Genomic DNA, 23,958 nt, shown 5'->3' on the forward strand with positions numbered 1-23,958 from the left:
GTCTCTTCCGGGCCTCGACAGGGCAGGGACTCCCGGGCTACTTTCCTTACATGTATAAAAACTCGCGAGGCCGCCCCGGCCTGGTGCTCGCGGCGGTCACCGTCGCGCAATTCGTCTTCGCCCTGGACATGTCGGTGGTCAACGTCGCCCTGCCCGCGATCCGCGGCGCGCTGGGATTCGCGCCGCTCGACCTCTCCTGGGTCGTCCACGTCTACGCCCTCACCTTCGGCGGGCTCCTGCTGCTCGGCGGCCGGGCCGGCGACCTGTACGGCCGGCGGTGGTTGTTCCGACTCGGCCTGGCCGTCTTCGGACTGTGCTCGCTCGCGGGCGGCCTGGCCCAGCAGCCCTGGCAGCTGGTCGCCGCCCGTGCCGGGCAGGGCATCGGCGCCGCGGCGGCCGCCCCGGCCGCGCTCGCGATGCTCACAACCACCTTCACCGAGGGCCCCCGGCGGGTCCGCGCCCTCGGCGTGTGGAGCGCGGCGAACGCGGCCGGGGGAGCGCTGGGCGTCCTGGTCGGCGGACTGCTGACCGAGTACGCGAGCTGGCGCTGGGTGATGCTGGTCAATCTGCCGATCGTCGCGGCGGCGCTGGTGCTGCTCCCCACGGGCACGGCGGACGGGGCGCAGCCCGTACGGCGGGAACGGCTGGACGTGATCGGAGCCGTGCTGGCGACCGGGGGAGTCGGGCTGCTGGTGTTCGGCGTCGTGCGCACCGACGCCCGGGGTTGGGGATCCCCGGCCACCCTGGGCACGCTCGCCGTCGCGGTCGCCCTGCTGGCCGCCTTCGTGCTCGTCGAAGTCCGTTCCGCCGCACCGCTGTTGCGACTGGGCCTGCTTCGCAGCCGCTGGGTCGCCGGGGCCAACGTGCTGGTGTTCCTGGCCGCGGCCGGGCAGTTCGCGGCCTTCTACTTCGTCTCGCTCTACCTGCAGCAGGTGCTCGGTCTGGGCGCCGCTGCCACCGGCGCCGCCTTCCTGCCCTTCTCCGCCGGGCTGGTCGCGGGCACCGTCGTGGCGACGCGGATCACCGCGCGCCGCGGCCCACGGGCCGCGCTCGTGCCGGGAGCCGTCCTGGCCGCGGCGGGTCTCGGCTGGTTCGCCCTGATCGGCCCCGACGGCGGCTTCCTCACCGATGTGCTCGGCCCGTCCGTGGTCACCAGCATCGGCGCCGGGCTCGTCCTGGCCCCGGTCGCCGCGGCCGCGACCACCGGCATCGCGCCCCGTGAGGCCGGTGCGGCCTCCGGGCTGCTCAACAGCTCGCGTCAACTCGGCGGCTGCGTCGGCCTGGCGGTGCTGGCCACCGTCGCCGCCCACGCCACCGGCACGGCCACCGACCCGGGCGCCCTCAGCCACGGCTACGCCCTGGGCCTGGCCGCCGGCGCCGTCCTCTTCGCCCTGGCGGCGGTGGTCGCGGCCACCGTGCTGCCCCGCCGCCGTCCGGGCGTGCCGGAATCCCGGCCGGTCACCATCCGCTCCGAGAACCCGCTGGAAGGAACCCGCTCATGATCACGACCCCGATCGCCGCCGTCGACCTCTTCGCCTCGGCGCTGCACATCCACCCCGACGGCGACGTCCGGGCCACCGAGCGCCGGATGACCGGCGGCGACGCCGACGCCTGGCAGATCGCGACCTTCCACGTGGAGACCGATGCCGACGTCCACGCCGACCACTGGGAGATGCACCCTGCGGCGGAGGAAGCGGTTTGCTGTCTGGCCGGCGGCGTCCGCGTCCACTTCCGCCCGGTCGAGCCCGGCGCCGCCGAGGAGATGGTGCGGCTGCCGGCCGGCACCGCCGTGGTCGTCCCGCGCGGCCGCTGGCACCGACTGGAACTCGACGCCCCCAGCGACCTGATGTCGATCACCCTGCGCCACGGAACCCGCCTGGAGCGCCGCCCCGAGGAACACTGACGCCGCCTGTCGCGGGGGCGGAGCGGTACGCCCGGAGGACCCCTGGTCCTTCGGGCGTACCGCTCGGCGGCCACCGAACACGTGGGACCGAGTGGCCCCCGCCGGCGCTCCGGCGCCGGCGGAGCAGCCGGCCGGCCGGGTCGGACGGCGGGGGCGGGTCAGGCGGCGGGGAGGCTGTTGGCCATCTCCCGGAATTCGGCGGACGGCCGCATCATGCCGTTGTCGCCGACGTTCAGGTTCTGCAGCCAGCCGTTCCGGTACCAGAAGATCGACGAGGTCAGCGGGGCCGGGTCCTTGGTCTGGAGCTGCTTCGACAAGTCGATCATGAAGCGGATCGCGTTCAGCGACGAGGCGCTGCGGATCGGCGCCGCGCAGAACGCGTTGCTCGTCGGCAGGGTGACCAGGGCGCCGTGGGGCAACTCCGTCCCGCCCAGGGCGTTCTCCAGGCGCAGGGCCTGCGCGGCGCCGGGCCACGCCCCCGTTCCGTTGACGGCGTACAGGACGTCACCGTTGGTGGCGTTGAAGGACTGCCGGTTGAGCTGCTCGGTGGCCAGGTTGGCGAAGGCCCGCTCCCAGAGCTCGGCCCGGCTGATGCTCCACTGGTCGGCGGCGTGCTCGGCTATCGACAGCGCCTCGGTGGTCCCGCCCCGCTTCCCGCCGTTGACGCACATCACGACCGACAGCTCGTCGTCGATCTGCCGGGCCATGGGGTCGGGGCCCAGGCCGCGGGTCGGGGTGATCAGGAGCCGCAGGCGGTCCCGGGCCTCGAAGACCGAGATCCCCGCCAGGGCCCTGCACGGACCGTGCTCGTCGCACAGCGGTTTGGGAAGGTTCTTGCGGTTGCCGAACAGCGGCATGGAGGGCCCCCGGGTCGGTGCGGTGGACGGGTCAAGGTCACAGCATCCCACCGGAGTTCGCCGCCGTCCCGGCGATCACGTGATTTTCGTAGTACTACGCGTTCAACCAGGTGAAGGGGCCACTGGTCGACCAGAGGTGACCGGATGGTGGAAACACCGGCGGCCACCGGGCGGTTGTCGTACCGTCCTGGGCCATGGATCACGACTTCGCCACCCGCTTCGCCCAGGACTGGGCCGCCGCCTGGAACTCCCACGACCTGGAGCGGATCCTCGCCCACTACACCGAGGACGTCGTCTTCGCCTCGCCCCGGATCGTCGAGCTGGTCGGCGACCCGACGGGTGAGGTGCGCGGCAAGGAGGCCCTGCGCGTCTACTGGGCCAAGGGCCTGCGGCACCTGCCCGATCTGCACTTCACCGTCGAGGACGTCCTGGTCTCCGTCGACACGCTCGTCATCAACTACCGCAACGAGCGCGGTCGGGCCGTCGCCGAGGTGCTCACCTTCCGTGACGGCCTGGTCTGCCGCGGCTTCGGCGCCTACGGGCCGCAGATCTGAGGCGCGGCGGAGCGCCCCGGGGCGACACCGCTCCGGGGCGCTCCGCGCACGGTCACTCCCAGGCGACGAAGTGGTCGTTGAACTCCCCGCCGACGCAGAACTCGCGACGGGTGCGGATGTCGGCGGCCACGAAGCCGCGGCCCTCCTCGCACTGCAGGGCGGTGACGGGCGGGTCGAGGTGCCGGACGTGCTCGATGGCGAAGGCCGGGACGCCGCCCAGCGCGAACGCGGCAGCGGCCAGGACGGCCACGGTGGTGAGGCGTTGGGTAACGGTCATGTCCGATCCAACGAGGCTGCGCCGGCCCCGGTCACCGTCGGTCACCTCCCCGGACGCCCGCCCGCGTGACGGCCCCGCCGGAACCGGCGCCGCGCCGCCCGCACGAGGGGCGACCTCGACGCATCGTCACGGCACGGCTCCGCGCCGGAAACGGCAGAGCGCTGCGTGAAGTTGTCTGACCAAGTTCGATCGCTGTTCGCCCGCGCGCCCTTCCCCGGGCCACGCCGAACCGGTATCTGTGTCCCGCCGTGGTGCACACCACGGCAACCATCCTCACGCAACCAACGGGACGAGGTACCCCCTCATGCGACTGCGCTGGAGCCCCCTCGGCGGGCTGCTCGCCACCCTCCCGCTCGTCGGCGCCCTGGTCGTCGGTGCACCGACCACCGCACGGGCGGCGGTCGGCAGCGGCAACCTGATCGTCAACGGCGACGCCGAGGCCGGCGGTTACTGCACCAACGACTGGAGCGCCGCCACCACCGTCCCCGGCTGGACGACCGAGGCCGGCGGCGTCGACGTCATGTGCTCCTCGGTCGGCTCCTTCGGCCTGCCGAAGGACGGCAACACGCCCGGCAAGGCCTTCTTCGGGCCGGGCAACTTCGGCGACGGCTCGATGACCCAGACGGTCGACGTCTCCTCCGCGGCCACCGCGATCGACGGCGCCGGCGTGCACTACAACCTCGCCGGCTGGCTGGGCGGTTGGACCACCTACGGCGGCTACGTCGCGGTCGCCCTGCACTTCCAGGACGCCAACGGCAGGCCGCTCGGCCCGACCGCCAAGCTGCCGACCGTCTCCGCGACCGACCGCGGCCTGAGCACCGAGTTCCTCTCCCGCACCGCCACCGGCGCCGTCCCGGCCGGGACCAGGTCGATCCAGGTCGAGGTGCAGTTCCTGTCCTCCACGAACGAGACCGGCTACCTGGACAACCTCTCGCTCACCCTCGACACCCCGGTCGCCGCGCCCGCGCCGCCCACCCCGCCCGCCTCCCAGGTGCCGGGCTACGACCACGTGTTCACCGTCATGATGGAGAACACCGACTACTCCCAGATCATGAACGACCCGGCGGACACCCCGTACATCCACAGCCTGATGTCCCAGGGCGCCACCCTCACCGACGCCCACGGCGTCTACCACCCCAGCGACGAGAACTACCTCGCCGTCGCGGGCGGCGACACCTACACCAAGGGCGCCACCTACTGGCCCAACATCAACTCCCCGCAGCGCAACCTCGGCGACACCGTCGAGGACGCGGGCAAGACCTGGAAGGCCTACGAGCAGGGCATGGGCACGCCCTGCAACACCAACAAGAACAACGACAGCTACTACATGCCCGACGACGCGCCCTTCATCAACTACACCGACATCAGCGGCAATCCGTCCCGCTGCGCGGCCCACCTGTTCGACACCACCCAGCTGACCACCGACCTCAGGTCGGCCGCCACCACGCCGAACTTCTCCTGGATCGCCGCCGACGACTACTACGACGGCGAAGCCTCCGGCAACGGCAGCGCCACCAGCCTGAGGACCCAGGACGGCTGGCTGCAGCAGACCCTCGCCCCGGTGCTGTCCTCCCCGGCCTGGACCCAGCAGCGCTCGCTGCTGCTCCTGACCTGGGACGAGAGCCAGAACGAGGGCTACAACCACCTCGCCACCGTCGTCGTCGGCTCCCAGGGCACCGTCCCGGCCGGGACCAGCAGCCCGCTGCACTACGACCACTACGGCATCGGCCGCACCATCGAGTCGGCCCTCGGCCTGCCCGGCCTCACCGCCAACGACACCTACGCGACGCCGCTGAACGCCGCCTTCGCGCCGTCCACCGCGACCGGTCCGACGCTGACCGGCGACCTGAACGCGGTGGCCAACGGCGGCAACGTCACCCTGCGCTACGGCCTCCCGAACGCCTCCCAGGCCGGCCCGAAGAACTGGATCGGCCTCTACCCGGCGGGCGTCACCCCCGGATCCCGGTCCGCGCTCACCTGGTCCTACACACCCAACCAGAGCGGCGCCGTCACCTTCGCCACCGGAAAGCTCAGCGGCGCGGGCCGCTACGACGCGTACTACCTGGCCAACGACGGCTACTCCGTACTGGCCGGACCGTTCACCGTGACCGTCGGCTGACGGCGGCGGGCGGGGCCCGCGCCGTGCGGGCCCCGCCCGGGGGCGCGGTCCCGAGGAGGTCACAGCCCCAACTCGCGCATCCCGGCCACCGGCAGCTCCCACCCTGGGATCCGGCCACCCCGGAGGCCGCCCCTCCGCCTACCGCGGCGGGATCCTTCGCCGGGCCGGGGGGCCGGACCGCTGCGGTGCCGGGCATGAACGCCCAACGGCGGGGCACACGAGGGGCGTTGCGGAAGGTCGAGAACGAGCGGGAGGAAAGACGTGACGATTCTGTGGGCCCTGATCGCGGGACTGGTGGTGGGCGTGCTGGCGAAGCTCGTCCTGCCCGGCCGTCAGCCCGTGCCGCTGTGGCTGACCGTCCTCGTCGGCGTGGCCGGAGCGGTGCTCGGCAATGCCGCGGCCTCCTACTTCGGTGTGCGGCACACCGCCGGGATCGACTGGATCCGGCACCTGATGCAGGTCGGCGTGGCGGCGGTGCTGATCGCCCTGGTGTCGCCTGCCTACGCGGGCCGGCGCCGCTGAGTCGCCGTACGGCTTCCGGGGAGCCCGCGGGTGGTCGCGAGCGTCCGGCCACCGCCGCGGCCGCTGTCGGGCGGCGGGTTCAGGACGCCTTGCGGCGCGACCGTCCCGCGTGCTCCAGGGCCTCCTGGAGCTCGTCGCGCGTCATGGTGGAGCGGTGCGGGATGTCGAGGTCGGTGGCCCGCTGGTAGAGCTCGGCCTTGGTGAGCCCGGACAGCTGCTGCTTGCCGGTGGCGCCGCCGGTGGCGCCGGCCCGCTTGCTGCTCCTGGCCGTGCCGCCCTTGGCGGCGGTGCTCTTCTTGCCGCCGGTCGGCTTGGGGGAGCGGCCGGCGAGGGCGGCCTGGGACCGGTCGGCGCGCCGCCCCTTCTCGGGCGCGTCGGCCGGTTCTCCCTTGCGGGCGGTTTCCAGGCTGCGGCGCAGCGCGTCCATCAGGTCGGCAACTGGTGGAAGTGCACGTCGTGGGACTGCGTCGCGGTGTACAGCGCGACCGGCACGGTGACCAGGCCGAAGGTGAGCACTCCGGTCCACATGGGTCGGGCCATGACGGGCTCCCTTCGCCCTGCCGCGCCCGCCGGCCGGTGCGCGGGCTGGTCATGGCCAGCGTCGCCGGGTGCCCGGCTCCGCGCACGCGGTGTTGGGCCGACGGGCGCCGCCGCCCTGCTGGGCCCCGCTCGGAGGCGAAGCGACGACGCCCTACCGGGCGCTTGGCCAGCCGTGGACCCGCCCAAACCCCGCAAGTCCTGGCGAGGAGGTGTGCGCGTCAGCCGGCCGGGCCGCTGCGGCCGCCGTGACCGCTCGCCTCCAGCTGCCGTAGCCGATCGGCCGCCTCCCGGGCGCTCCGTCCTGTTCGTCGATCACCCGGCCGGGGGCCGCCAGGATGCGGGCGGCGGCCACCACTACGCACGTCTTGCCCGGATCGATCTCGATGCCCATCGCAACGTCGTCACCAATGCCGAACCCCGGCCGTGGTTCGACAAGACCTGAGCTCCGTCTCACGGCGATTCGAGCTGCCGGGACGCGAAGTCCCAGGGTGTCTCGGACGTGTGCTGAGTGAGGAGGCGGTGAGGCGTTCACCCACCGCCTCCTCACTGGAGTGCGGCCCCTGTTACCCGGCCGCCCCGACCAGCGCGCGCGGGGCCTGGATCAGGGCGGAGGGCGGTGCGCCCTTCTTCGGGTCCGTCGGGGCCGGCGTCTGGGCTGTGGCCGACGGCTTTGGTGCGATCACGCAGTTGGACTTGCCGGATTCCGCTTCGCCGTTGATGGCGGTGACGCAGAATTCGTAGTTCCAGACGCCGGGGACGAGGAAGGCGATGCCCCGGCTGGTCTCGTTGGTGATGTACTCGTCGGCCTTGAACCCGCTGCCGTCGTGCTTGGACCCGCTGTCGTCGTTGACGTTACGGATCCAGACGCGGTAACCGGCGGCCCACAGGGACCCGTTCCATGACAGCTGGACGGTAGTGGCGTCGGTGGAGGTGACCTTCAGAGCGGTGGGTGCCGGAGGTGTGCCGGCCCCGACGGTGACGGATCGGGCGACGCCCGGCATGCCGCCACCGGCGGCGTTCCAGGTGGCGACCGCGACGAGGTAATGGTGGGCCGGCTTCAGCCCGTCGATATGCACCGAATTTCCCCTGACCGCAGTGCTGTTGAGGAACGCGCCGGGGGTGTCCCTGTCCCAGGTGGTGATCTCGTACCGGTCGATCGTGTCGGTGTACGGGCCGGTCGCCGCGTCCCAGGACACGTCGACGCCGGTGGCGGTGGCCCGGGTGACGATTCCCTTGGGGGCCACGGCGGTTTCCGGGTGCGCGACACCACCGACCGTGTGGGACCACTCGGACTTCCCGTCCTCACCGTTGTCGGTACGGACCTGGTATTCCCACTCCCAGCCGTCGAGGGTCCAGGTGGTGTCGAAGCGGGCCGCTTTGACCGGTGTCTCGTCCCAGGTGCCGGAGCCCTTGATCCGGTGCCGGACGGTGTATCCGTGGGCGCCGAAGACCGGCTCCCAGTTCAGGGTGATGCCGCTCGGGCCGGTGCCGATCTCGACCGGGTCCGGCGCGGGCGTCGGCCGGTTCGGGATGTGGGTGGGGATGTCGATGAGCTCGCTGCCGAGGCCGTAGCTGTTGTGCAAGGTGCGCACGAACGCCTGGGCGATCTGGTACTCGCCCAGGGCGTTGGGGTGCAGCCCGTCGTAGCCGGCAGGGCAGTCATGCGTGTCGCAGCTGTAGTTGCCGGCCCAGTCGACCAGGGCAACGCGGGACTTGTCGTTGTTCCACGACGGGATCGCGGCCGCGAGCATGCTGTTGTACTTGGTGGTGTTGACGGGCAGGTCGTCCCGGCCGCCGATGGACGTCCGCTGGGGAACGTTGGCCAGGGCGAAGTTGAGGTCCGGTTTGGCGGCGCGGGCCTGGTCGACCAGCGTCCGCATACTGTCCAGCGTGCCTTCCGGGCCGCTGACGAACCAGCCCATGTCGTTGAAGCCGAGCCCGACCAGGAGCAGGTCGGGCTGGTACTTCGTCACCTGCTCGGCGATCAGCGTCTTGTCCTGTGCCGCCTGCCGGCCCCAGACCGAGAAGTGGTGGGAGTCGAAGTCCTTCGCGACCCCGGGGGCATACGCGCCCGAGGTGACGGGAGCGCTCTGAGCCGGTGGCGGGGCTTCCCCCTGCAACGGCGGCACGGGCGGGGGCTTGGGGGATTCCTGAGGACGGGTTCCCTGGTACGGACCGACGAACTCGACGTCGATGTGCTCCTTCTTGAACCATTCCCAAAGGCGGTAGCGCCAGGTCCAGTCACCTTCGTAGCCCTGGCTCATCGAATCGCCCACCACCATCACCTTCAGTGGCGCCTTCCCGTCGCCGGCTCGTGGTTCCGGGACCCAGTCCATGACGAGGGCCCAGCGGATGGCGTCCTGGAACGCCTCGGCGATCTTCTTGTTGCCGGAGTCGTTCGGCGTCAGGCCGTCACCGGACAGGTCCTCGGTGGTCATGGCGCCGGTGTCGGCCAGGACGACGTGCCGCCCCGCGCTCTGCCAGGCGTCGACCATCTTGCGGATCTCGGCGTTGTAGGCGGTGATCCGGTCCTGGACGGCGGGGTCGGTGGCGGGACCCAGGGTGGCGAGTGCCACGACCGTGCCCGGGTTGTCCTTCTCGATCTGGTCGACCAGGTCCTTCAGCCGCTGCGCGGCGCCGTCCTGCTTGCCGTCCCGCATGTCGTACGTGCCGGCCTGCAGCGTCACGATGTTGGGCCGGTACTTCGGCAGGGCGGTCGTGGACCGCTTGGCGATGGCGCTGATCTGCTCGCCGGGAGCGCCCTCGTAGGAGGGGTCCCCCTTCTGCCCCGTCGAGCCGGAGCCGACGAAGTCCACCGGTACGTCCCGCTTCTTGGAGACGATCGAGATCAGGGCCAAGAGCGAGCCGGCCAGGGTGGCGCCGTAGCCGATCTTCTCGGCGGTGCCGATGGTCGAGTCGCCCAGCGGCATCACCTTCAGCTCCGGCGGTTCCGCCGCCGCGCGCATGCCGTTCCACCACACGGGGTAGTGGTCGCTGCTGCCTGCGTTCATACGGCTCGCGGTGGCGTCGCCGGCTTCCCGGTCGGAACTGACGAAGTAGTCCAGTTCATTGCGCTCGTGGGTGGGAAGTCCGGAGTTGTAGACGCGGGCGCCGATCGGGAAGGTGCCGCGGCGTTGCAGCGTCCGCGGGTCGACGTTGAAATCGCCGCCGGCCGTCCAGCGGTACTGCGCGCCCCAGGAGCGGACGGAGTCGCGGATCGCCGTCAGCAGGGTGTTGGAGTCACCGCCGCCGCCCGACAGGCCGTGCACGTTGAAGTACCAGTCGTCTCCGAACCGGACGCCCAGGGCGGCCCGGCCCCGCTCTAGCGGGTTGGTGACGACGCGTACCTCGTCGGGCTGGTCATGGGTGATGGTCGCCAGGTTCACCCGGCCGCCTTGGCCCCGGCCGCCGTTGTCGTCGGTCTGGATGAAGAAGACGTGGTACGGGCTGGGCTGCAGCCGGCTGGTGAGCGGTTGCCAGGTCGAGTGCCGGACGGTGTCACCGTCCGCGGTGGTGACGTCCGGCTGTTGGGTGGCGTGGCTCGGGCCCTGGGGCCCGGCTTCCTGGATCAGGACGATCTCGGCGGACCTGGCGTAGCCCTGAACCTGCGAGGACCACTTGCTGGCCGTCCCGTCGCCCTCGCCCTGGATGTTGTTGGTGATGATCGACGTCTCCCGTAACGGCGCCGCGGCGGCGGGGGAAGCCCCTGGTGCCACGACGAGTGCCGTACCCAGAATCGACAGCGTTACCAGTGCCGCCCTGGATCTGGTCACCAGACGCAGCCGGGCCAGTGCACGGGTGAGGTGTTCCTTTAATACGTTCACCACAGCAAGGTTAATGGACTATACATCTATGTGGTACGAATCAACTCTTCGTTCCGAGAGCGCAGTTCATCGACCTTCTCCCGCGCGGCAGCCTCTCGCCGCTCGAGTTCCTCCAGTCACGACACCCCCCGGGAGTCAGGGCCGTGAGAGGCGGTTTCCACACGAATGGTGGACGAGACTCGCTCGGAACGTTAGGAACCGCGCATTCCGGGAACCCGCCCTGGGCGGACCAGGAGGGTTTCGCGGTGAGGAGGAGGCGGCATGGAGGGGCGCGACGAACGCGCGACGGGCGGCCTGCCGAGTCCCCGGGGACCGCTGTCGGCGGCGGTGCTCGGGCTGGTGACCGCCGGGCCGCCCGGTGCGGGGCGGCTGCTCGCGCCGGTCGCCCCGCTCTCCGACCCGTGGGGTGAGGACCACCAGCTGGCGCTGTACCTGTGCTACGAGCTGCACGACCGGGGCCTGCCCGGCGTCCACCCCGGCTGGGAGTGGGAACCCGAACTGCTGGCCCTGCGGCGGGAGTTGGAGCGCCCGTTCCTCGCGGCGGTGCGCGCCGAGGTCGAGCCGGTGCCGTCGCTGTCCGAGGTGCAGGAACAGCTGCTGACCGAGCCGGTCGAGGGCACCGGGCCGTCGTACTTCCTGCTGGGGCAGGGCGAGCGCCGCCACGCCCGGGAGTACCTGGTGCACCGGTCGGTCTACCACCTCAAGGAGGCGGACCCGCAGCTGTGGGCGCTGCCCAGGGTGCACGGGCCCGCACAGGCGGTGCTGATGTCGATCGCCTACGACGAGTACGGCGCCGGGCGCCCGGAACGGGCCCACGCCGCGCTGTTCGCCCGGATGATGGCCGCCTTCGGCCTCGATCCCCGCTACGGGCACTACCTCGACCTGATCCCCGCACCGGCGCTGGCGATGGTCAACCTGATGATGCTGTTCGGCCTGCACCGGGCACTGCGGTACGCGGCGGTCGGGCACTTCGCCGCCGTCGAGATCACCTCCTCGCCCGGCTCGGCCCGGCTGGCCACCGCCCTGGAGCGGCTGGGCGGCGGCCCGGACGGCGTGCTGTTCTACCGCGAACACGTCGAGGCGGACGCCGTCCACGAGCAGCTGGTGCGCCGCGGCGTGATCGGCGAACTGGTGGACGCCGAGCCCGGGGCGGCACCGGACATCGCCTTCGGGATCGCCGCCGCCGATGCCCTGGACCGGCGCCTCGGGGACCACCTGGTGGAGTCCTGGCAGCAGGGACGGACGTCCCTGCGCTCACCCCTCCCCGGCGACGGGCTCCTCCCCGTCGGCAACCCGCTCTGAACCGGCAGGTTCAACCCGCTCTGAACCGGCAGGTTTCGGCGCCCCCCGCCGGGGCCCGCCGTGCCGCCGGTGGCTGGTGTCGCAGAACGGATACGTCCGGCTTCGCCGACAGGCGCACAGCGCCACCACAGGGCGCTCGGACACCCGGCGCGAGCCGTCCGGCAGGACGACCTCCACCGGTCCCTCGACCAGCATCGGGCCGCCCGGCACGACCGTCACCCGGGTGGTGCGGTCAGTGCTCCCGGACACCGCGCACCACCACCAGCTCCTCCTCGCGCTCGCCCGGCCGGATCAGCCCCAGCTGCTCGAACAGGGCGGCGCGGGCCGTCAGCACCGGCCCGAAGGGCTGCCGCCGCCGCGCCGCCACGCCCGCGCGCAGTCCCGCGCGGCGCATGGCCGCCAGCGTGGCCGGGACGTCCGCGAGCGCGGACTGCACCACCAGCAGCACACCGCCCGAGGCCAGCACGCGGGGGGCCGTACGGCAGATCCGGTCCAGGACCAGCCGCCCGTCCGCTCCGGCGTCCCAGGCCAGGGCCGCGCCGCGTCCGGGGGAGCGGATGCCGGAGGCGGTGGGGACGTACGGGGGATTGGCGGTGACCAGGTCGAAGCGCCGGCCGGTCACCGGGACCAGCAGGTCGCCGCGCCGCAGCCTGATCCGCCGGCGGTGCAGCCGGGTGTTGCACCAGGCGGTGACGACCGCGCGGGCGGACAGGTCCACCGCCGTGACCCGGGCGCCGCTGCGCGCCGCCACCAGCGCGACGGCGCCCGTTCCGGTGCACAGGTCGAGCACCCGGCTGGAGTCGTCGAGGGATTCCCGGCGCACGCAGTCGGCAAGGAGCGCGGTGTCGCCCTGGGGCGGATAGACCCCCGGCGGTCGGATCAAGAGCATGGGGAGCGGCTTCCCCGGAAGCCGCCGTCCACACCCGCCCCGGCCCCCGGTTCCGTGTCGCCCGGATGTCCGCGCCGGTCCGCCGGTAGGGCCCGGATACGCTTCCGTCCGCACCGCAGCGCCTCGGTCACTGCGCGTACACGACGGCGCCCCGGCTCACCGGGCGCGAACGATGACCACCGGGCAGGTCGCGTGCTGCGCACAGCGGGTGCTCACCGAGCCGAGCAGCGCCCGGGTGAAGCCGCCGCGCCCGTGGCTGCCCACCACCAGCAGTTCGGCGCCCTTGGCCGCGTCCAGCAGGACGTCGGAGGCGTCGCCCATGACCATGGTCCGGCGGACCTGCACCGGGCAGTCCGTACCGAGCACCTCGCCCAGCTCATCGGCGAACTTCCGCTCGGCGAGTTCCTGGTCGAAGGTGGCGTCGACCACCGGCGCCGACCACCCGAAGTGGCTCGGCGGCTCCCACGCCCCGACCGCGTCCACCACCCCGCCGAGCATCGCGGCGTGCCGGACCGCCCAGCGCAGCGCGGCGCGCGACGGCTGGGAGCCGTCGACGCCGACCACGACACGGGGCAGGGAGTCGTTCGCGTTCATCGGTACCGTCCTGGGGTGGTGGCCATCGCTCCTCCCCACCACGGTGCGGACCGCCCGCCGTCACCGCCAGTACGGCCCGGCACCCGGGTGACCACAGCCAGGTGCAGGTGGTCGGTACCGGCCCCCCGGGGCAGGCCGATGGGGCCGCAGCCGGGCTGCGGCCCCGTCGGGGATCCGGGGTCGTCAGGAGGCGTTGAGGGCGGTGTCGTCGAGGACGAAGCTGGTCTGCAGGGAGGAGTCCTCGGTGCCGGTGAACTTGATGGTCACCGACTGGCCGGCGAAGGCCGACAGGTCGTAGGTGTGCAGGGTGTAGCCGTTGGCCGCGTTCACGTTGGAGAAGGTGGCCAGGGTGGTGGAGTCGGCCTGGACGGTGAGCTTGTCGTAGGCCGTGCTGCCGGTCTCCGCCGTGTCGACGTGTAGCCAGAAGGAGAAGCCGGCCTTGCAGCCGGCCGGGACGGTGACGGTCTGGCTCAGGGTGTCGGTGTGGGTGGTGCCGTAGCCGTCGAGCCAGGCCTTCCAGCTGCCGGAGTGGGCGGCCTCGCTGGAGGAGTTGTCGATGACGCCGTTGCTCGCGGTCCACAGCGAGGCGGTGCCGGTCTCGAAGCCGGGGTTGCCGAGCAGTTGGCCGCCGCCGGTGCAGGTGCCGCCGCCGGAGCCGGCGATGCTCCAGGTGAAGGAGGCGGAGCCGGAGGCGCCGGTGGTGTCCTTGGCGGTGACCGTGACGTTGCTGCTGCCCGCGGTGGTCGGGGTGCCGGAGATCAGGCCGGACGAGGAGTTGATCGACAGTCCGGCGGGCAGACCGGTGGCCGAGTAGGTCAGGCTCTGGCCGGAGGCCGAGTCACTGGCGTGGATCTGCAGGCTGGTGGCGGTGCCGACGGTGCCGCTCTGGTTACCGGGGCCGGTGACCGTGACGGTGTTGCCGCCGCTGCTGCCGCCCGCCGTGAAGGCGGTCAGGCCGTTCGGGGTGCCGAGGCCGGTCGGGCCGTGGTAGCCGGCGCCGGCGGTGCACAGGTAGCTCGGGGAGCAGCTGCCGTTGGCACCGCTGGTCACGTTGTTCAGCGAACTGGCGTGCTGGTACGGGTACTTGGCGGGGACGTCGCCCGCGCCCGGGGTGCCGGCGTCGGCGTAGACGGCGGCGATGATCGGGGAGGAGGCGCTGGTGCCGCCGTAGACGGCCCAGCCGGAGCCGCCGTAGGTCTGGTAGATGGCGACGCCGGTGGCCGGGTCGGCGACCGCCGACACGTCCGCGATGGTGCGGTTGGCGCAGCCGCTGTCGGTCTGCCAGCTGGGCTTGGGGTCGTAGGCGGAGCAGCCGGAGCCGGCGCCCTGGCCGCCGGAGCTGGAGCCCCAGACGCTCTCGCTCCAGCCACGGGCGCTGGAGTCGCGGGTCAGCGAGGTGCCGCCGACCGCGATGACGTACTGGGAGCCGGCCGGGTACTGCGCGCCGTAGCCGGAGTCTCCCGAGGAGGCGGTGATCGCCACGCCGGGGTGGTTGAGGTACTGGCTGTCCGAGGAGGTGTCGGTGGAGTCCTCGGCGCCGCCGTAGCTGTTGGAGACGAACTTGGCGCCCTGGGCGACGGCCTGGTTGACCGAGGCGCCGAGGTCGGCCATGGTCGCGGAGTTGGCCTCGACCAGCAGGATGTGGGCGTTCGGGGCGATGGCGGAGACCATGTCGAGGTCGAGGGAGATCTCGCCCGCCCAGCCGGTGTCGGAGGCCGGGTAGCCGCTGCCGCCGTTCTGGTCGATCTTCTTGAAGCACCCGTTGGCCGTGGTGCACGCCGGCTGCCCGTACTGCGTGCGGTAGGTCGCCAGGTCGGACTCGGCGTTGGGGTCGTCCATCGCGTCGACGATGGCGACGGTCTGCCCGGCGCCGCCGTTGGCAGGCAGGCGGTAGGCGCCCTGCAGGTCGCCAGGGCCGAAGCCGGACGGCGTCGCGTCCGGCGAGACGGCGTTGAGCGAGAAGGCGTGCGGCTGGACGACGTCGGTGCGCTGCAGGGCGTCGCAGGCCATCTGGTGACGGTCGGTCGGCTTGGCACAAGGCCGATGTCCGGGCCATGACCGAGGCTTGACCGGGCGGGATGTCGCCACTGGCGCCGTACCGCCGCCGCCTCCGCTGAGCGGCGGTTCACCTCGCACACGGAACGGCCGAGGCCGGTGGGGGCCTCGGCCGTTGCGGGCGGTGCGGCGCGGGGGCCGGAGGGCGGGCGGTCGTGGACGAACGCCGTGGGCGGGTGGTGGCCGCTAGAGGGCGCAGCAGCCGTCGCGGCGCAGGGCCTGACCGACGGCGTGCCAGTCCTCTCCGGAGACCGACGGCCGGGCTGGGTGCGGAGCCCGGGGCCCGTTGCCGACCAGGTCCGCGCGTCGGTGCACGATGCCGTCCCGCATCACCCAGGAGGTGCGGGCCAGGTCCGCGAAGTCGTGGAACGGATCCCCGTCCACCACCGTCAGGTCCGCGAGCTTGCCCTCCTCCACCGTGCCGAGGTCGTCGGCCAGTCCGAACAGTCGGGTGGGCGTCACCGTGGCCGTGCGCAGCGCCTGGGCAGGGGACAGGTCCGCGTACCGGACCAGGGCGCGCAGCCCCAGGTGGACCTGGAGGCCGACGGGGGTCAGCGGGGAGTCCGTTCCCAGGGCAAGGGCACCGCCGTCCGCGATGATCCTCCGGTAGACGTCCATCTCCGTCCGGACGGCGCGGCGCTGGCCCGGGGCGGCGGCCGTCTGCGCCTGGTGCTGCACACCGGCGGCGTCCCAGGGCGGCATCAGCGCTGTTACCCGGGAGTCCTCGGCCAGCGACGGGTCGTCGCCGAGCAGGTAGAACGCGGAGAACGGGGTGATGACGATCGCGAACGACCCGCCGCGGTAGATCTCGTGGACGTCCTGGTAGGCGCGCCCGGTCGGCGAGACCACCCGGCTGTACTCCTGCCGCTGGGTGGCCGACAGATGGGTGGTGAGGTCCTGCCCGACCTGCACCCCGGGCGTCAGGAGGTGGCTGCCCGCGGGCACTCCGAGGCGCTCGTGCGCGGTCCTGGCTGCCTGCGCCATGATCCAGGCGGGCGCGCGCACATAGGTCTTGACGAAGTCGTAGTCCAGCGCCTCGGCGCGCTCCAGGCTGCGCCGCACCCCGTCGGCGGTGCGGTGGGCGCGGCCCATGCTGTACGCCACCCGGCTGCCGTCCAGCAGTTCGCCGGTGGTCAGGAAGCGCGGGCCGTCCATCACCCCGGCGTCGACCGACTCGCGGATGCGCGCCTGCTCGTAGGCGAAACCGCCCAGTGAGGCGGTGCCGGTGATCCCGTAGGCGAGCAGCAGGCGGGACTCGCGACCGCCGTAGGTGTTCTGGTACGGGTGGGTGTGGGAGTCCCACAGGCCCGGCAGGACGGTGCAGCCGGTGGCGTCGACCAGCCGCTCCCCGGCCCGGCGCGCGCCCGAGCGGTGCGGTTCGACCGCGGTGACGCGATTGCCGGTGACGACGATGTCGACGTCCTCGCGGACGTTCTCGCCGGTGCCGTCCCACAGCCTGGCGGCGTGGATCCGGGTGACGTCCGAGCGCGGCGGCAGGGCGCGGGCGGTGCGCAGCGGAACGGCCACGGTGCGCCGGTCGGCCCCGTCGCGGCCGATCAACTGCAGCTTCCCGTCGGTGAGATGGAGTAGCCGGGCGGAGTCACCCGACCAGGACGGGTGGTCGGCGGCCTCGTCGGTGAGCCGCCGGGGTTCGCCCGTGGGCGTGCCGTCCGGGGCGACCGGCAGCACCCACAGCGCGGACTCCACGACCAGCGCCAGCCAGCGGCCGTCGGGCGACCAGACCGGGCCGCTGTCGCAGCGGTCGGCGACCGAGGTGTCCGGCAGTGGCAGGAAGGACTTCGAGGAGCCGTCCCGGGTGTCGATCACCCGGATGACGTTGTAGCCCTCGCGGAAGCGGTGGTTGAGGCGGTTGCGGTCGCAGAGCGCGAGGTAGCGGCCGTCGGGGGACCAACTTGGCCTGCCGGGAAGGCCGTTGCCGCCGAGGGGCGTCGCGAGGCGGTGCTCGGCGCCGGTGGCGGGGTCGACCAGGAGGAGGTTGCCCAGGACGTCCTGGCAGGCCAGCCGGGTGCCGTCCGGGGAGAGCGCCGGGTTGAACCGGCCTCCGCGGGCGAGGACGGTGTCGGTGCCGTCGTCCAGCGTCAGTCGGTGCACGGCGCCCAGGCCGTCGCCGTCGGTGTCCCCGCCGGTGTCTCCGCCGGTATCCCCGTCGTGGACGTACAGCACGCTGCGGCCGTCCCGGCTCCAGGACGGCATCTGCACGTAGTGGGCGGGGGAGGCCTGGAACAGCTTGCGCGGCCGGCCGCCGATCGGCAGCAGCCACAGGGCGTTGAGCGCGCAGAAGACCACCGAGCGACCGTCCGGCGAGAGCGCGGGCAGGTGGATGCCGCGCACGTCCCGCTCGGCGGTGGAGTCGAAGTCCCGCACCTTGCGCCGGTATTGGAGCCGGGGCGCCTCCTGCCGGGCGGTGAACGGGACTTCTTTGGCGGTGGCCAGGTCGGGGGAGCGGTCGGTGATCCGGCCGTTCGCGAAGTAGACGAGCCCGCCGTCGGGGGTCCAGCAGGGCGGCAGCGGTGAGACGTCCTCGTCGCCCGAGACCACGGTGCCGTCGACGGCCAGGGAGGCGCTCGCCGCCAGGTAGGAGGTGGCGGCGGAGGAGTCGCCGATCCACACGTACGCCAGCCGGCCGTCCCGGGCGACCACCGGACAGGTCACCGTGCCGCTGTCCACGGTGCGTTCGACCCGTACCGGCCCGCCGGCGGCCGGTACGGAGGCGATGGTCCGGGCGCCGGAGGCGTCCGAGCGGACGAAGAGGACCCGTTCGCCGTCCGGGTGCCAGGAGGGGTCGTAGTCCTCGACGCCCGGTTGGTCGGTCAGCCGGGTCAGCCGGCCGGTGGCGAGCTCCACCGTCCACACGTCGTACGAGCTGCCGGACACCGCGTCACCCGCGCGCTCGGAGGAGAAGGCGAGGCGGCGCCCGTCCGGGGACCAGGACACCCCGCGGTCGTCCCACGAGCCGCTGGTCACCTGGCGCAGGTTCGACCCGTCGGGCGCCATGGCCCAGAGGTGGAAGCCGCCGTCCTGGTAGGCGCAGAAGGCCACGGTCGACCCGTCCGGCGACCATACCGGGCGGGTCGGCTCCAGCCCGGGAGCGGTCAGCGCGGTCGCGGTTCCGCCGTGGCGCGACAGGCCCCACAGGACGCCCTGGACCTCGATGATCATCCGCTCGCCGCCGGGGGAGAGGGTCACGGCCGCGTTGGTGCCGGCCGTGAACTCCAGCACCCTCGACGGCCGTGCGGCCGGGGCGTCCGCGGACGCTGCCGCTGCCGTTGCCGTCGTGGCGGCCGGTCCGAGTGCCGCTCCGGCGCCCGCGAGCGCGGCCGCCCCGATGAACCCGCGCCGGCTCAACTCCCTTGCGCTGAATCCCTGTCCGCTGGACTCCCGCTCGTGCCCGTCCCGGAGAAACGACACACCCGCTCCCTTCCCGTCACCATGGACCCGTGGTTCTCGACATGTCCATTGTCGTCGGGAAGGGGGAGCGGGAGCGGCGCATTTCAATCTTCGCGCCGTCAAGCTGCCTACTGGTGAAGGGAATTCAGGCGATCGGCCGCTGCCGGGCGGGTGTGTCGGGCTCGTCGAGGAGGAGTTCCAGCAAGGGCAGGGCCGCCTCCAGCGCGCGGCACTGCTCGGGGCTGAGGCGGGTGCTGCGCCTGGCCAGCAGGGCGGTGCGCTCGCGGCGGATCCGGGCGAGGGTGTCCCGGCCGTGCCCGGTGGGGGCGAGCAGCTGGGAGCGGCCGTCCTGCGGGTCGGGGGTCTTGGCGATCAGGCCGTCGGCGACGAGCGGGGCGACCGTACGGACCATGGACGGGACGGCCACACCCTCGCGCGCGGCGAGTTCGCCGAGCCGCAGCGGACCGTGCTGCTCGACCCGGGCCAGGGCGGAGAGTTGGGCGGAGGTGAGGTCCTGGTCGCCGGAGGCGCGGACCAGCTGGCGGTTGAGCCGGCCGATCGCCAGCCGGAGCCGGACCACCGCCTCGGCGGAGAGCCCGCCGCCGTCCGCGCTCACGGCCCCTGCTCCGTCGCACGCGGGGCGCCCGGGTCCGCCGCGGCCGCGGACCGGCCAGTGGACGGGGACCGGCCAGTGGGTGCGGACCGGTGGGTGGTCGTGGACCGGTCGGCGGCCGGACGGTCGGCTGCCGGCGGGCCGGCCTCGGCCGCCGTGGTCGGGGAGGCTTCGGCGGCGGTCCGGGGCCGGCCGTGGACCAGCGAGGCGGCCGCGGCGACCAGGGACATCGCGATCGCCAGCCAGAACACCACGACCAGGCCGTCGTGGAAGGGCCCCGAGATCAGCTGGGGGAAGAACTCCCGGCCGGTCAGCGTCCGGGCGTGGTCCGGCGGCAGCCCGCCGAGCACCTGCGGACCCAGCAACTGCTGGACGGGGTTGTAGCCCAGAAACGCGGCGAACAGGGTGCCCACCGGAGGCAGCGAGGCGATGGTGCGCGCGTCGGCGGCGGGCACGCCCTGCGCGGTCAGCCCGGCGGTGAGGGTGTGCGGCAGCGAGCCGGCCAGCCCGGCGACCATCAGGGAGAAGAAGACCCCGATCGACAGCACCATCCCGGCGTTCTGGAAGGTGGCCCGCATGCCGGAGGCGGCGCCGCGGGCCGCGGCCGGCACGCTCGACATGATCAGCGAGGTGTTGGGGGCGGCGAACAGGCCGCCGCCCAGACCGTTGAGGAAGACCAGGAGCGCGAACCAGGGGTAGCCGAAGTCGGTGGGCAGCAGGAGCAGCCCGGCGAACGAGGCGGCCATCACCACCAGCCCGCCCGCGGCGAACAGCCGGGCCCCGGCGCGGTCCGACAGGTAGCCCGAGATCGGCCCGGCGGCCAGGAAGCCGACGGTCAGCGGGACGAGGTAGATGCCCGCCCACAGCGGGGTGTCGGCGTAGTCGTAGCCGTGCAGCGGCAGCCAGATGCCCTGGAGCCAGATGATCAGCATGAACTGAAGCCCGCCGCGGGCGATCGAGCCCAGCAGGGTCGCCGCGTTCCCGCCGGTGAAGACCGGGTCGCGGAAGAGCGAGAGCGGGAACATCGGCTCGGCGGTCCTGGCCTCGACCAGGCAGAACACCGCCAGCAGCGCGACCCCGCCGAACAGCCCGGCCAGCACCCAGGGGTTGGTCCAGCCCATGGTGTGGCCGCCGTAGGGCTGGATGCCGTAGGTGATCGCGGCGAGCAGGGCGGTCAGGCCGACCCCGAAGGTGATGTTGCCCCACCAGTCGATCCGGGCGGGCTTGCGCACCCCGGTCTCGCGCAGTGAGCGGTAGGCCCACACGGTGCCGAGGACGCCGATCGGCACGTTGACCCAGAAGATCGAGCGCCAGTTCCACTCGGCCAGCAGCCCGCCCAGGACCAGGCCGATGAAGGACCCGGCGATGCCCGCGACGATGTTGACCCCGAGCGCCGTGCCGCGCTGCCGGGCCGGAAAGGCGTCGGTGATGATCGCCGCCGAGTTGGCCATCAGCATCGAGCCGCCGACCGCCTGCACCACCCGCCAGCCGATCAGCCACAGCGCCCCCGGCCCGCCGTGCAGCGGGTCGAGGGACAGGGCCACCGAGGTGAGGGTGAAGATCAGGAAGCCCGCGTTGTAGATCCGCACCCGGCCGTGGATGTCGCCCAGCCGGCCGAGGGTCACCACCAGGACGGCGGTGACCAGCATGTAGCCCATCAGCATCCACAGCAGGTAGCCGACGTTGCCGGGCTGCAGCGGGTCCAGGCCGATGCCGTTGAAGATCGCGGGCAGCGAGATCAGCACGATCGAGGCGTTGATGGTGGCGACCAGGGTGCCCAGAGTGGTGTTGGACAGCGCCACCCACTTGTACCGGGGGTGGTCCGCTTCCACACCCGTACGGGCCGGTCGCCGTCGCCCGGTCCTGCCGCCGCCGGAGAGTCGTGTCGCCACCGCTGCCTCCCGCTGTCCCGGGGAAGCGTCTCCCGAGGCCCGCCGCGGATCGGAGTGGAAATGTCGATAGCTTCCGCCAACTAACGATAGTCCCGGCACCCGTTCGGGCGACAGGCCCCGGCGGGCCACCGGTTGAGCGCCCTGACCAACCGGGTACGTCCCCTGGCATGTCCGACGAGAAGCACCGCGCCGTGGCCGAGGCGATCCTCCCGCTGGTCGGCGGCGCCCCCAACATCCGCTCGGTCGCCCACTGCATGACCCGGCTCCGGCTCGGCCTGGCGGACCGTTCGCTGGTCGACCGCGAGGCGCTCGGGGCGCTGCCGGCCGTCCTGGGCACGGTCGAGGACGACACCTACCAGATCGTCCTCGGTCCCGGTGCCGTAGCCGGGGTCACCGCGCAGCTGCGCCGGCTGCTGGACTCCGGCGGTGATCCCGCCCCCGCGGCGGCCGCCCCCGGCGCCGAGGACCTCGCCGGGCGCGGCGCCCGGATCCGGGCCGAGGCCCGGGTGCGCAACGCGACGCCGGTGAAGCGGATGCTGCGCCGGATCGCCAACGTCTTCGTCCCGCTGATCCCCGCCCTGATCGGCTGCGGGATCGTCGCCGCCCTCGCCGGGGCGCTCGCCAACCTCGAGTGGGCCCCGGGCCTGGTCACCGCCCTCGGGCCGGTCTCCTCCGGGTTCATGTCGCTGATCGCCGTCTTCGTCGGCTACAACACGGCGAAGGAGTTCGGCGGCACGCCGGTGCTGGGCGGGGCCGTCGCCAGTGTGACCGTCTACGCGGGGGTCGCCAAGGTGGAGGCGTTCGGCCACCACCTCACCCCCGGGCAGGGCGGGGTGGTCGGGGCGCTGCTCGCCGCGCTGCTGGCCGTCCGGTTGGAGCAGTGGACCCGGCGGGTCGTGCCCGAGGCGCTGGACGTCCTGGTCACTCCCACCGTCACCGTCCTGTTCGGCGGGCTGGCCGCGCTGTTCGGCCTGATGTTCGTCGCCGGGGAGGTCTCCACCGCGATCGGCCACGCCGCCACCTGGCTGCTCGCCCACGGCGGGCTGCTCGCCGGGCTGGTGCTCGGTGGCCTCTTCCTGCCGCTGGTCATGCTCGGACTGCACCAGGCGCTGATCCCGATCCACACCACCCTGATCCAGCAGCAGGGCTCCACCGTCCTGCTGCCGATCCTCGCGATGGCGGGGGCCGGGCAGGTCGGCTGTGCCGCGGCCGTCTACCTGCGGCTGCGGCACAACACCTCCGTCCGGGCGACGATCAGGTCCGCACTGCCGGCCGGACTGCTCGGGATCGGCGAGCCGCTGGTCTACGGGGTCACCCTGCCGCTGGGCCGCCCGTTCGTCACGGCCTGCGTGGGCGGTGCCGCCGGGGGCGCCTTCGTGGGGGCGGCCGGCCAACTCGGCGGCGCCGTCGGCTCGACGGCCGTCGGCCCGTCCGGCTGGGCCCTGTTCCCGCTGCTGGCCGGCCCGCACGGGATGGCCGCCGGCGCCGCCGTCTACGGCGGAGGCCTGCTGACCGGGTACGCGGTGGGCTTCCTGGGCACCTACTTCTTCGGCTTCACCCGGGAGACGCTCGCGGAGTACAACGCCGCCGCCGCGGAGCCCGCCCCCGCCCTCGCGGCCGAGTAGCCCAACGCGCCGGGCCGGCGGTGCCGGTGGCGTCGTCGCCGGTGCGCAGTGGGCCGTTCGGGTGTGCCCCGGTGTGATCGGCGCAGCGTGATCGGCGCAGCGCGACAACGCGAGGGCGGCCCCCGGGGCTGCGGGAGCGCTGACGTCAGACCACGGCGTCGGCCGCCATCTCCACGCCGCGGGCGGTGACCAGGTGCACGGCTCCGTCCGCCAGCTGGTAGGACAGGCCCACCACGGCGGCACTGCCCGCTTCGACGGCGTGGGCCAGGGCGCGCGAGCGCTCCATCAGCAGGTTGACCGTGTGCCGGACGTGCTCCGCGATGAAGTCCGCGTCCTCGACGCGCCCGGCCGCACGGGCAGCCAGCACGCTGGGCGTGACCCGCTCGACCACGTCGCGCACGTACCCGCGCACCGTGGTGCCGTCCGAGACAGCGGCCCTGGCTGCGGCCACCGCCCCGCAGGCATCGTGGCCCAGCACCACCACCAGAGGGCAGCCGAGGACACTGATCCCGTACTCGATGCTGCCCAGCGTCTCCGGGCCGACCACGTGACCGGCGTTGCGGACCACGAACAGGTCGCCCAGCCCGCGGTCGAAGATGATCTCCGCGGCGAGGCGGGAGTCCGAGCAGCCGAACAGCACCGCGAACGGCGCCTGCGCGGGCGCGATCTCACTGCGGCGGGCGGCGTCCTGGTTCGGATGCTCGACGGTGCCGGTGATGAATCGCTGGTTACCGGCCAGCAGTATCTCGAAGGCTTCCTGGGGCGTGGGGGGCTGCGTCAGAGTCATGGCCGCAGGCTACTGTCCCCACCCGGTCACCGCCCGGAACTGGCACCCTTCCGAGTGCGACCACCTGGGCCGACCGTCACCGCGGACTCACGCGCGGCAGGGGGAAGGTCAGCTGCCGGTCAGCGGGGAGGGGAAGTGGCGGATCACGCTCGCTCGTGATCGGCCGGAGCGACTGCCGGTGTCGGCGGGCAACCGTT

The 23,958-nt window shown here is 73.0% G+C and carries 20 protein-coding genes and 2 pseudogenes; 8 read left to right on the forward strand and 14 right to left on the reverse strand.

The features are described from left to right. Nucleotides 1-50: 50 nt before the first annotated feature. Together BOQ63_RS39285 and BOQ63_RS39290 are read left to right on the forward strand one after the other, a co-directional pair. Nucleotides 51-1,502: an MFS transporter gene (locus BOQ63_RS39285; RefSeq protein ID WP_150476306.1), complete on the forward strand. Its 1,452-nt coding sequence runs from the start codon at nt 51-53 to the stop codon at nt 1,500-1,502. Beyond that, nucleotides 1,499-1,903 carry a cupin domain-containing protein gene (locus tag BOQ63_RS39290; protein WP_030288848.1) on the forward strand — a complete coding sequence of 135 codons (405 nt, stop codon included), beginning with the start codon at nt 1,499-1,501 and terminating at the stop codon, nt 1,901-1,903. The genes BOQ63_RS39285 and BOQ63_RS39290 overlap by 4 nt, the downstream gene beginning before the upstream one ends. Nucleotides 1,904-2,061: 158 nt before the next feature. On the opposite strand, the gene BOQ63_RS39295 is transcribed toward BOQ63_RS39290, so the two are convergent. Then, complete coding sequence (locus BOQ63_RS39295) at nt 2,062-2,760, reverse strand: DUF1444 domain-containing protein (protein ID WP_072655889.1); 699 nt, start codon at nt 2,758-2,760, stop codon at nt 2,062-2,064. A gap of 194 nt (nt 2,761-2,954) precedes the next feature. Here BOQ63_RS39295 and BOQ63_RS39300 point away from each other — a divergent pair, with 194 nt between their 5' ends. Continuing rightward, entirely contained in the window at nt 2,955-3,314 is a 360-nt protein-coding gene (locus BOQ63_RS39300) for a nuclear transport factor 2 family protein (RefSeq protein ID WP_030288844.1), read from the forward strand. Nucleotides 3,315-3,366: 52 nt separating this feature from the next. Here BOQ63_RS39300 and BOQ63_RS39305 read toward each other — a convergent pair whose 3' ends face one another. Continuing rightward, a complete protein-coding gene (locus tag BOQ63_RS39305) occupies nt 3,367-3,591 on the reverse strand; it encodes a hypothetical protein (protein WP_030556016.1) in 225 nt (74 codons plus the stop codon). Between the two features lie 304 nt (nt 3,592-3,895). Between BOQ63_RS39305 and BOQ63_RS39310 the strand changes: the two genes are divergently transcribed. Together BOQ63_RS39310 and BOQ63_RS39315 are read left to right on the forward strand one after the other, a co-directional pair. Then, nucleotides 3,896-5,710: an alkaline phosphatase family protein gene (locus tag BOQ63_RS39310; RefSeq protein WP_072655890.1), complete on the forward strand. Its 1,815-nt coding sequence runs from the start codon at nt 3,896-3,898 to the stop codon at nt 5,708-5,710. Nucleotides 5,711-5,971: 261 nt separating this feature from the next. Next, on the forward strand, nt 5,972-6,232 hold the full coding sequence (locus BOQ63_RS39315; protein ID WP_030288841.1) for a GlsB/YeaQ/YmgE family stress response membrane protein: 261 nt from the start codon (nt 5,972-5,974) through the stop codon (nt 6,230-6,232). 79 nt (nt 6,233-6,311) lie between these two features. On the opposite strand, the gene BOQ63_RS39320 is transcribed toward BOQ63_RS39315, so the two are convergent. Both BOQ63_RS39320 and BOQ63_RS39325 read right to left on the reverse strand, forming a co-directional pair. Further along, nucleotides 6,312-6,659 carry a hypothetical protein gene (locus BOQ63_RS39320; protein WP_072655891.1) on the reverse strand — a complete coding sequence of 116 codons (348 nt, stop codon included), beginning with the start codon at nt 6,657-6,659 and terminating at the stop codon, nt 6,312-6,314. An 8-nt stretch (nt 6,660-6,667) separates the two neighbouring features. Further along, a pseudogene (locus BOQ63_RS39325) lies at nt 6,668-6,772 on the reverse strand (non-homologous end joining protein Ku); the annotation flags it as partial. A gap of 211 nt (nt 6,773-6,983) precedes the next feature. On the opposite strand from BOQ63_RS39325, the gene BOQ63_RS39330 reads away from it, so the two are divergent. Continuing rightward, a complete protein-coding gene (locus BOQ63_RS39330) occupies nt 6,984-7,214 on the forward strand; it encodes a hypothetical protein (RefSeq protein ID WP_143174855.1) in 231 nt (76 codons plus the stop codon). A 121-nt stretch (nt 7,215-7,335) separates the two neighbouring features. Here BOQ63_RS39330 and BOQ63_RS39335 read toward each other — a convergent pair whose 3' ends face one another. Next, nucleotides 7,336-10,596, reverse strand: coding sequence for a GDSL-type esterase/lipase family protein (locus BOQ63_RS39335; RefSeq protein ID WP_143174856.1), 3,261 nt, complete (start codon nt 10,594-10,596; stop codon nt 7,336-7,338). Between the two features lie 261 nt (nt 10,597-10,857). Between BOQ63_RS39335 and BOQ63_RS39340 the strand changes: the two genes are divergently transcribed. Further along, complete coding sequence (locus BOQ63_RS39340; RefSeq protein WP_030288838.1) at nt 10,858-11,898, forward strand: iron-containing redox enzyme family protein; 1,041 nt, start codon at nt 10,858-10,860, stop codon at nt 11,896-11,898. Here the strand turns inward: BOQ63_RS39340 and BOQ63_RS39345 are convergent. The 8 genes and pseudogenes from BOQ63_RS39345 to BOQ63_RS39380 form a co-directional block, all read right to left on the reverse strand. After that, nucleotides 11,851-12,093: a CDGSH iron-sulfur domain-containing protein gene (locus tag BOQ63_RS39345; RefSeq protein WP_078938910.1), complete on the reverse strand. Its 243-nt coding sequence runs from the start codon at nt 12,091-12,093 to the stop codon at nt 11,851-11,853. The genes BOQ63_RS39340 and BOQ63_RS39345 overlap by 48 nt on opposite strands. A gap of 37 nt (nt 12,094-12,130) precedes the next feature. Continuing rightward, a complete protein-coding gene (locus tag BOQ63_RS39350; RefSeq protein WP_030288836.1) occupies nt 12,131-12,787 on the reverse strand; it encodes a HemK2/MTQ2 family protein methyltransferase in 657 nt (218 codons plus the stop codon). Nucleotides 12,788-12,943: 156 nt separating this feature from the next. After that, nucleotides 12,944-13,381, reverse strand: a complete 438-nt coding sequence (locus tag BOQ63_RS39355; protein ID WP_030288834.1) for a universal stress protein — start codon at nt 13,379-13,381, stop codon at nt 12,944-12,946. Nucleotides 13,382-13,564: 183 nt separating this feature from the next. Continuing rightward, a complete protein-coding gene (locus tag BOQ63_RS39360; RefSeq protein WP_499504941.1) occupies nt 13,565-14,335 on the reverse strand; it encodes an Ig domain-containing protein in 771 nt (256 codons plus the stop codon). Further along, a pseudogene (locus tag BOQ63_RS39365) lies at nt 14,321-15,517 on the reverse strand (S53 family peptidase); the annotation flags it as partial. The pseudogene BOQ63_RS39365 and the gene BOQ63_RS39360, both read right to left, overlap by 15 nt. A 105-nt stretch (nt 15,518-15,622) precedes the next feature. After that, nucleotides 15,623-18,865 carry an amidohydrolase family protein gene (locus tag BOQ63_RS39370; RefSeq protein WP_079183957.1) on the reverse strand — a complete coding sequence of 1,081 codons (3,243 nt, stop codon included), beginning with the start codon at nt 18,863-18,865 and terminating at the stop codon, nt 15,623-15,625. A gap of 124 nt (nt 18,866-18,989) precedes the next feature. Continuing rightward, nucleotides 18,990-19,460: a MarR family winged helix-turn-helix transcriptional regulator gene (locus BOQ63_RS39375; protein WP_150476307.1), complete on the reverse strand. Its 471-nt coding sequence runs from the start codon at nt 19,458-19,460 to the stop codon at nt 18,990-18,992. Next, a complete protein-coding gene (locus BOQ63_RS39380; RefSeq protein ID WP_223886330.1) occupies nt 19,457-21,289 on the reverse strand; it encodes an MFS transporter in 1,833 nt (610 codons plus the stop codon). Before BOQ63_RS39380 ends, BOQ63_RS39375 begins: the two co-directional genes overlap by 4 nt. 227 nt (nt 21,290-21,516) lie before the next feature. On the opposite strand from BOQ63_RS39380, the gene BOQ63_RS39385 reads away from it, so the two are divergent. After that, the gene (locus tag BOQ63_RS39385) at nt 21,517-22,974 is read left to right on the forward strand and encodes a PTS transporter subunit EIIC (protein ID WP_030288825.1); all 1,458 of its coding nucleotides are present in this window, start codon (nt 21,517-21,519) and stop codon (nt 22,972-22,974) included. Nucleotides 22,975-23,119: 145 nt separating this feature from the next. Here BOQ63_RS39385 and BOQ63_RS39390 read toward each other — a convergent pair whose 3' ends face one another. Then, nucleotides 23,120-23,761, reverse strand: a complete 642-nt coding sequence (locus BOQ63_RS39390; RefSeq protein ID WP_030288823.1) for a carbonic anhydrase — start codon at nt 23,759-23,761, stop codon at nt 23,120-23,122. Nucleotides 23,762-23,958: the final 197 nt, after the last annotated feature.

Origin of the sequence: Streptomyces viridifaciens, from assembly GCF_001888885.2 — a bacterium.
GTDB lineage: Bacteria > Actinomycetota > Actinomycetes > Streptomycetales > Streptomycetaceae > Kitasatospora > Kitasatospora aureofaciens.

Excerpts from the sequence above, each read along its gene's own strand:
- BOQ63_RS39285 (WP_150476306.1), top strand. The coding sequence starts at position 51 with ATGTATAAAAACTCGCGAGGCCGCCCCGGCCTGGTGCTCGCGGCGGTC.
- BOQ63_RS39350 (WP_030288836.1), bottom strand. The coding sequence starts at position 12,787 with ATGCTCTTGATCCGACCGCCGGGGGTCTATCCGCCCCAGGGCGACACC.
- BOQ63_RS39385 (WP_030288825.1), top strand. The coding sequence starts at position 21,517 with ATGTCCGACGAGAAGCACCGCGCCGTGGCCGAGGCGATCCTCCCGCTG.
- BOQ63_RS39290 (WP_030288848.1), top strand. The coding sequence starts at position 1,499 with ATGATCACGACCCCGATCGCCGCCGTCGACCTCTTCGCCTCGGCGCTG.
- BOQ63_RS39305 (WP_030556016.1), bottom strand. The coding sequence starts at position 3,591 with ATGACCGTTACCCAACGCCTCACCACCGTGGCCGTCCTGGCCGCTGCC.
- BOQ63_RS39295 (WP_072655889.1), bottom strand. The coding sequence starts at position 2,760 with ATGCCGCTGTTCGGCAACCGCAAGAACCTTCCCAAACCGCTGTGCGAC.
- BOQ63_RS39310 (WP_072655890.1), top strand. The coding sequence starts at position 3,896 with ATGCGACTGCGCTGGAGCCCCCTCGGCGGGCTGCTCGCCACCCTCCCG.
- BOQ63_RS39340 (WP_030288838.1), top strand. The coding sequence starts at position 10,858 with ATGGAGGGGCGCGACGAACGCGCGACGGGCGGCCTGCCGAGTCCCCGG.
- BOQ63_RS39390 (WP_030288823.1), bottom strand. The coding sequence starts at position 23,761 with ATGACTCTGACGCAGCCCCCCACGCCCCAGGAAGCCTTCGAGATACTG.
- BOQ63_RS39320 (WP_072655891.1), bottom strand. The coding sequence starts at position 6,659 with ATGGACGCGCTGCGCCGCAGCCTGGAAACCGCCCGCAAGGGAGAACCG.
- BOQ63_RS39345 (WP_078938910.1), bottom strand. The coding sequence starts at position 12,093 with ATGCTGGTCGAGGGACCGGTGGAGGTCGTCCTGCCGGACGGCTCGCGC.
- BOQ63_RS39300 (WP_030288844.1), top strand. The coding sequence starts at position 2,955 with ATGGATCACGACTTCGCCACCCGCTTCGCCCAGGACTGGGCCGCCGCC.
- BOQ63_RS39355 (WP_030288834.1), bottom strand. The coding sequence starts at position 13,381 with ATGAACGCGAACGACTCCCTGCCCCGTGTCGTGGTCGGCGTCGACGGC.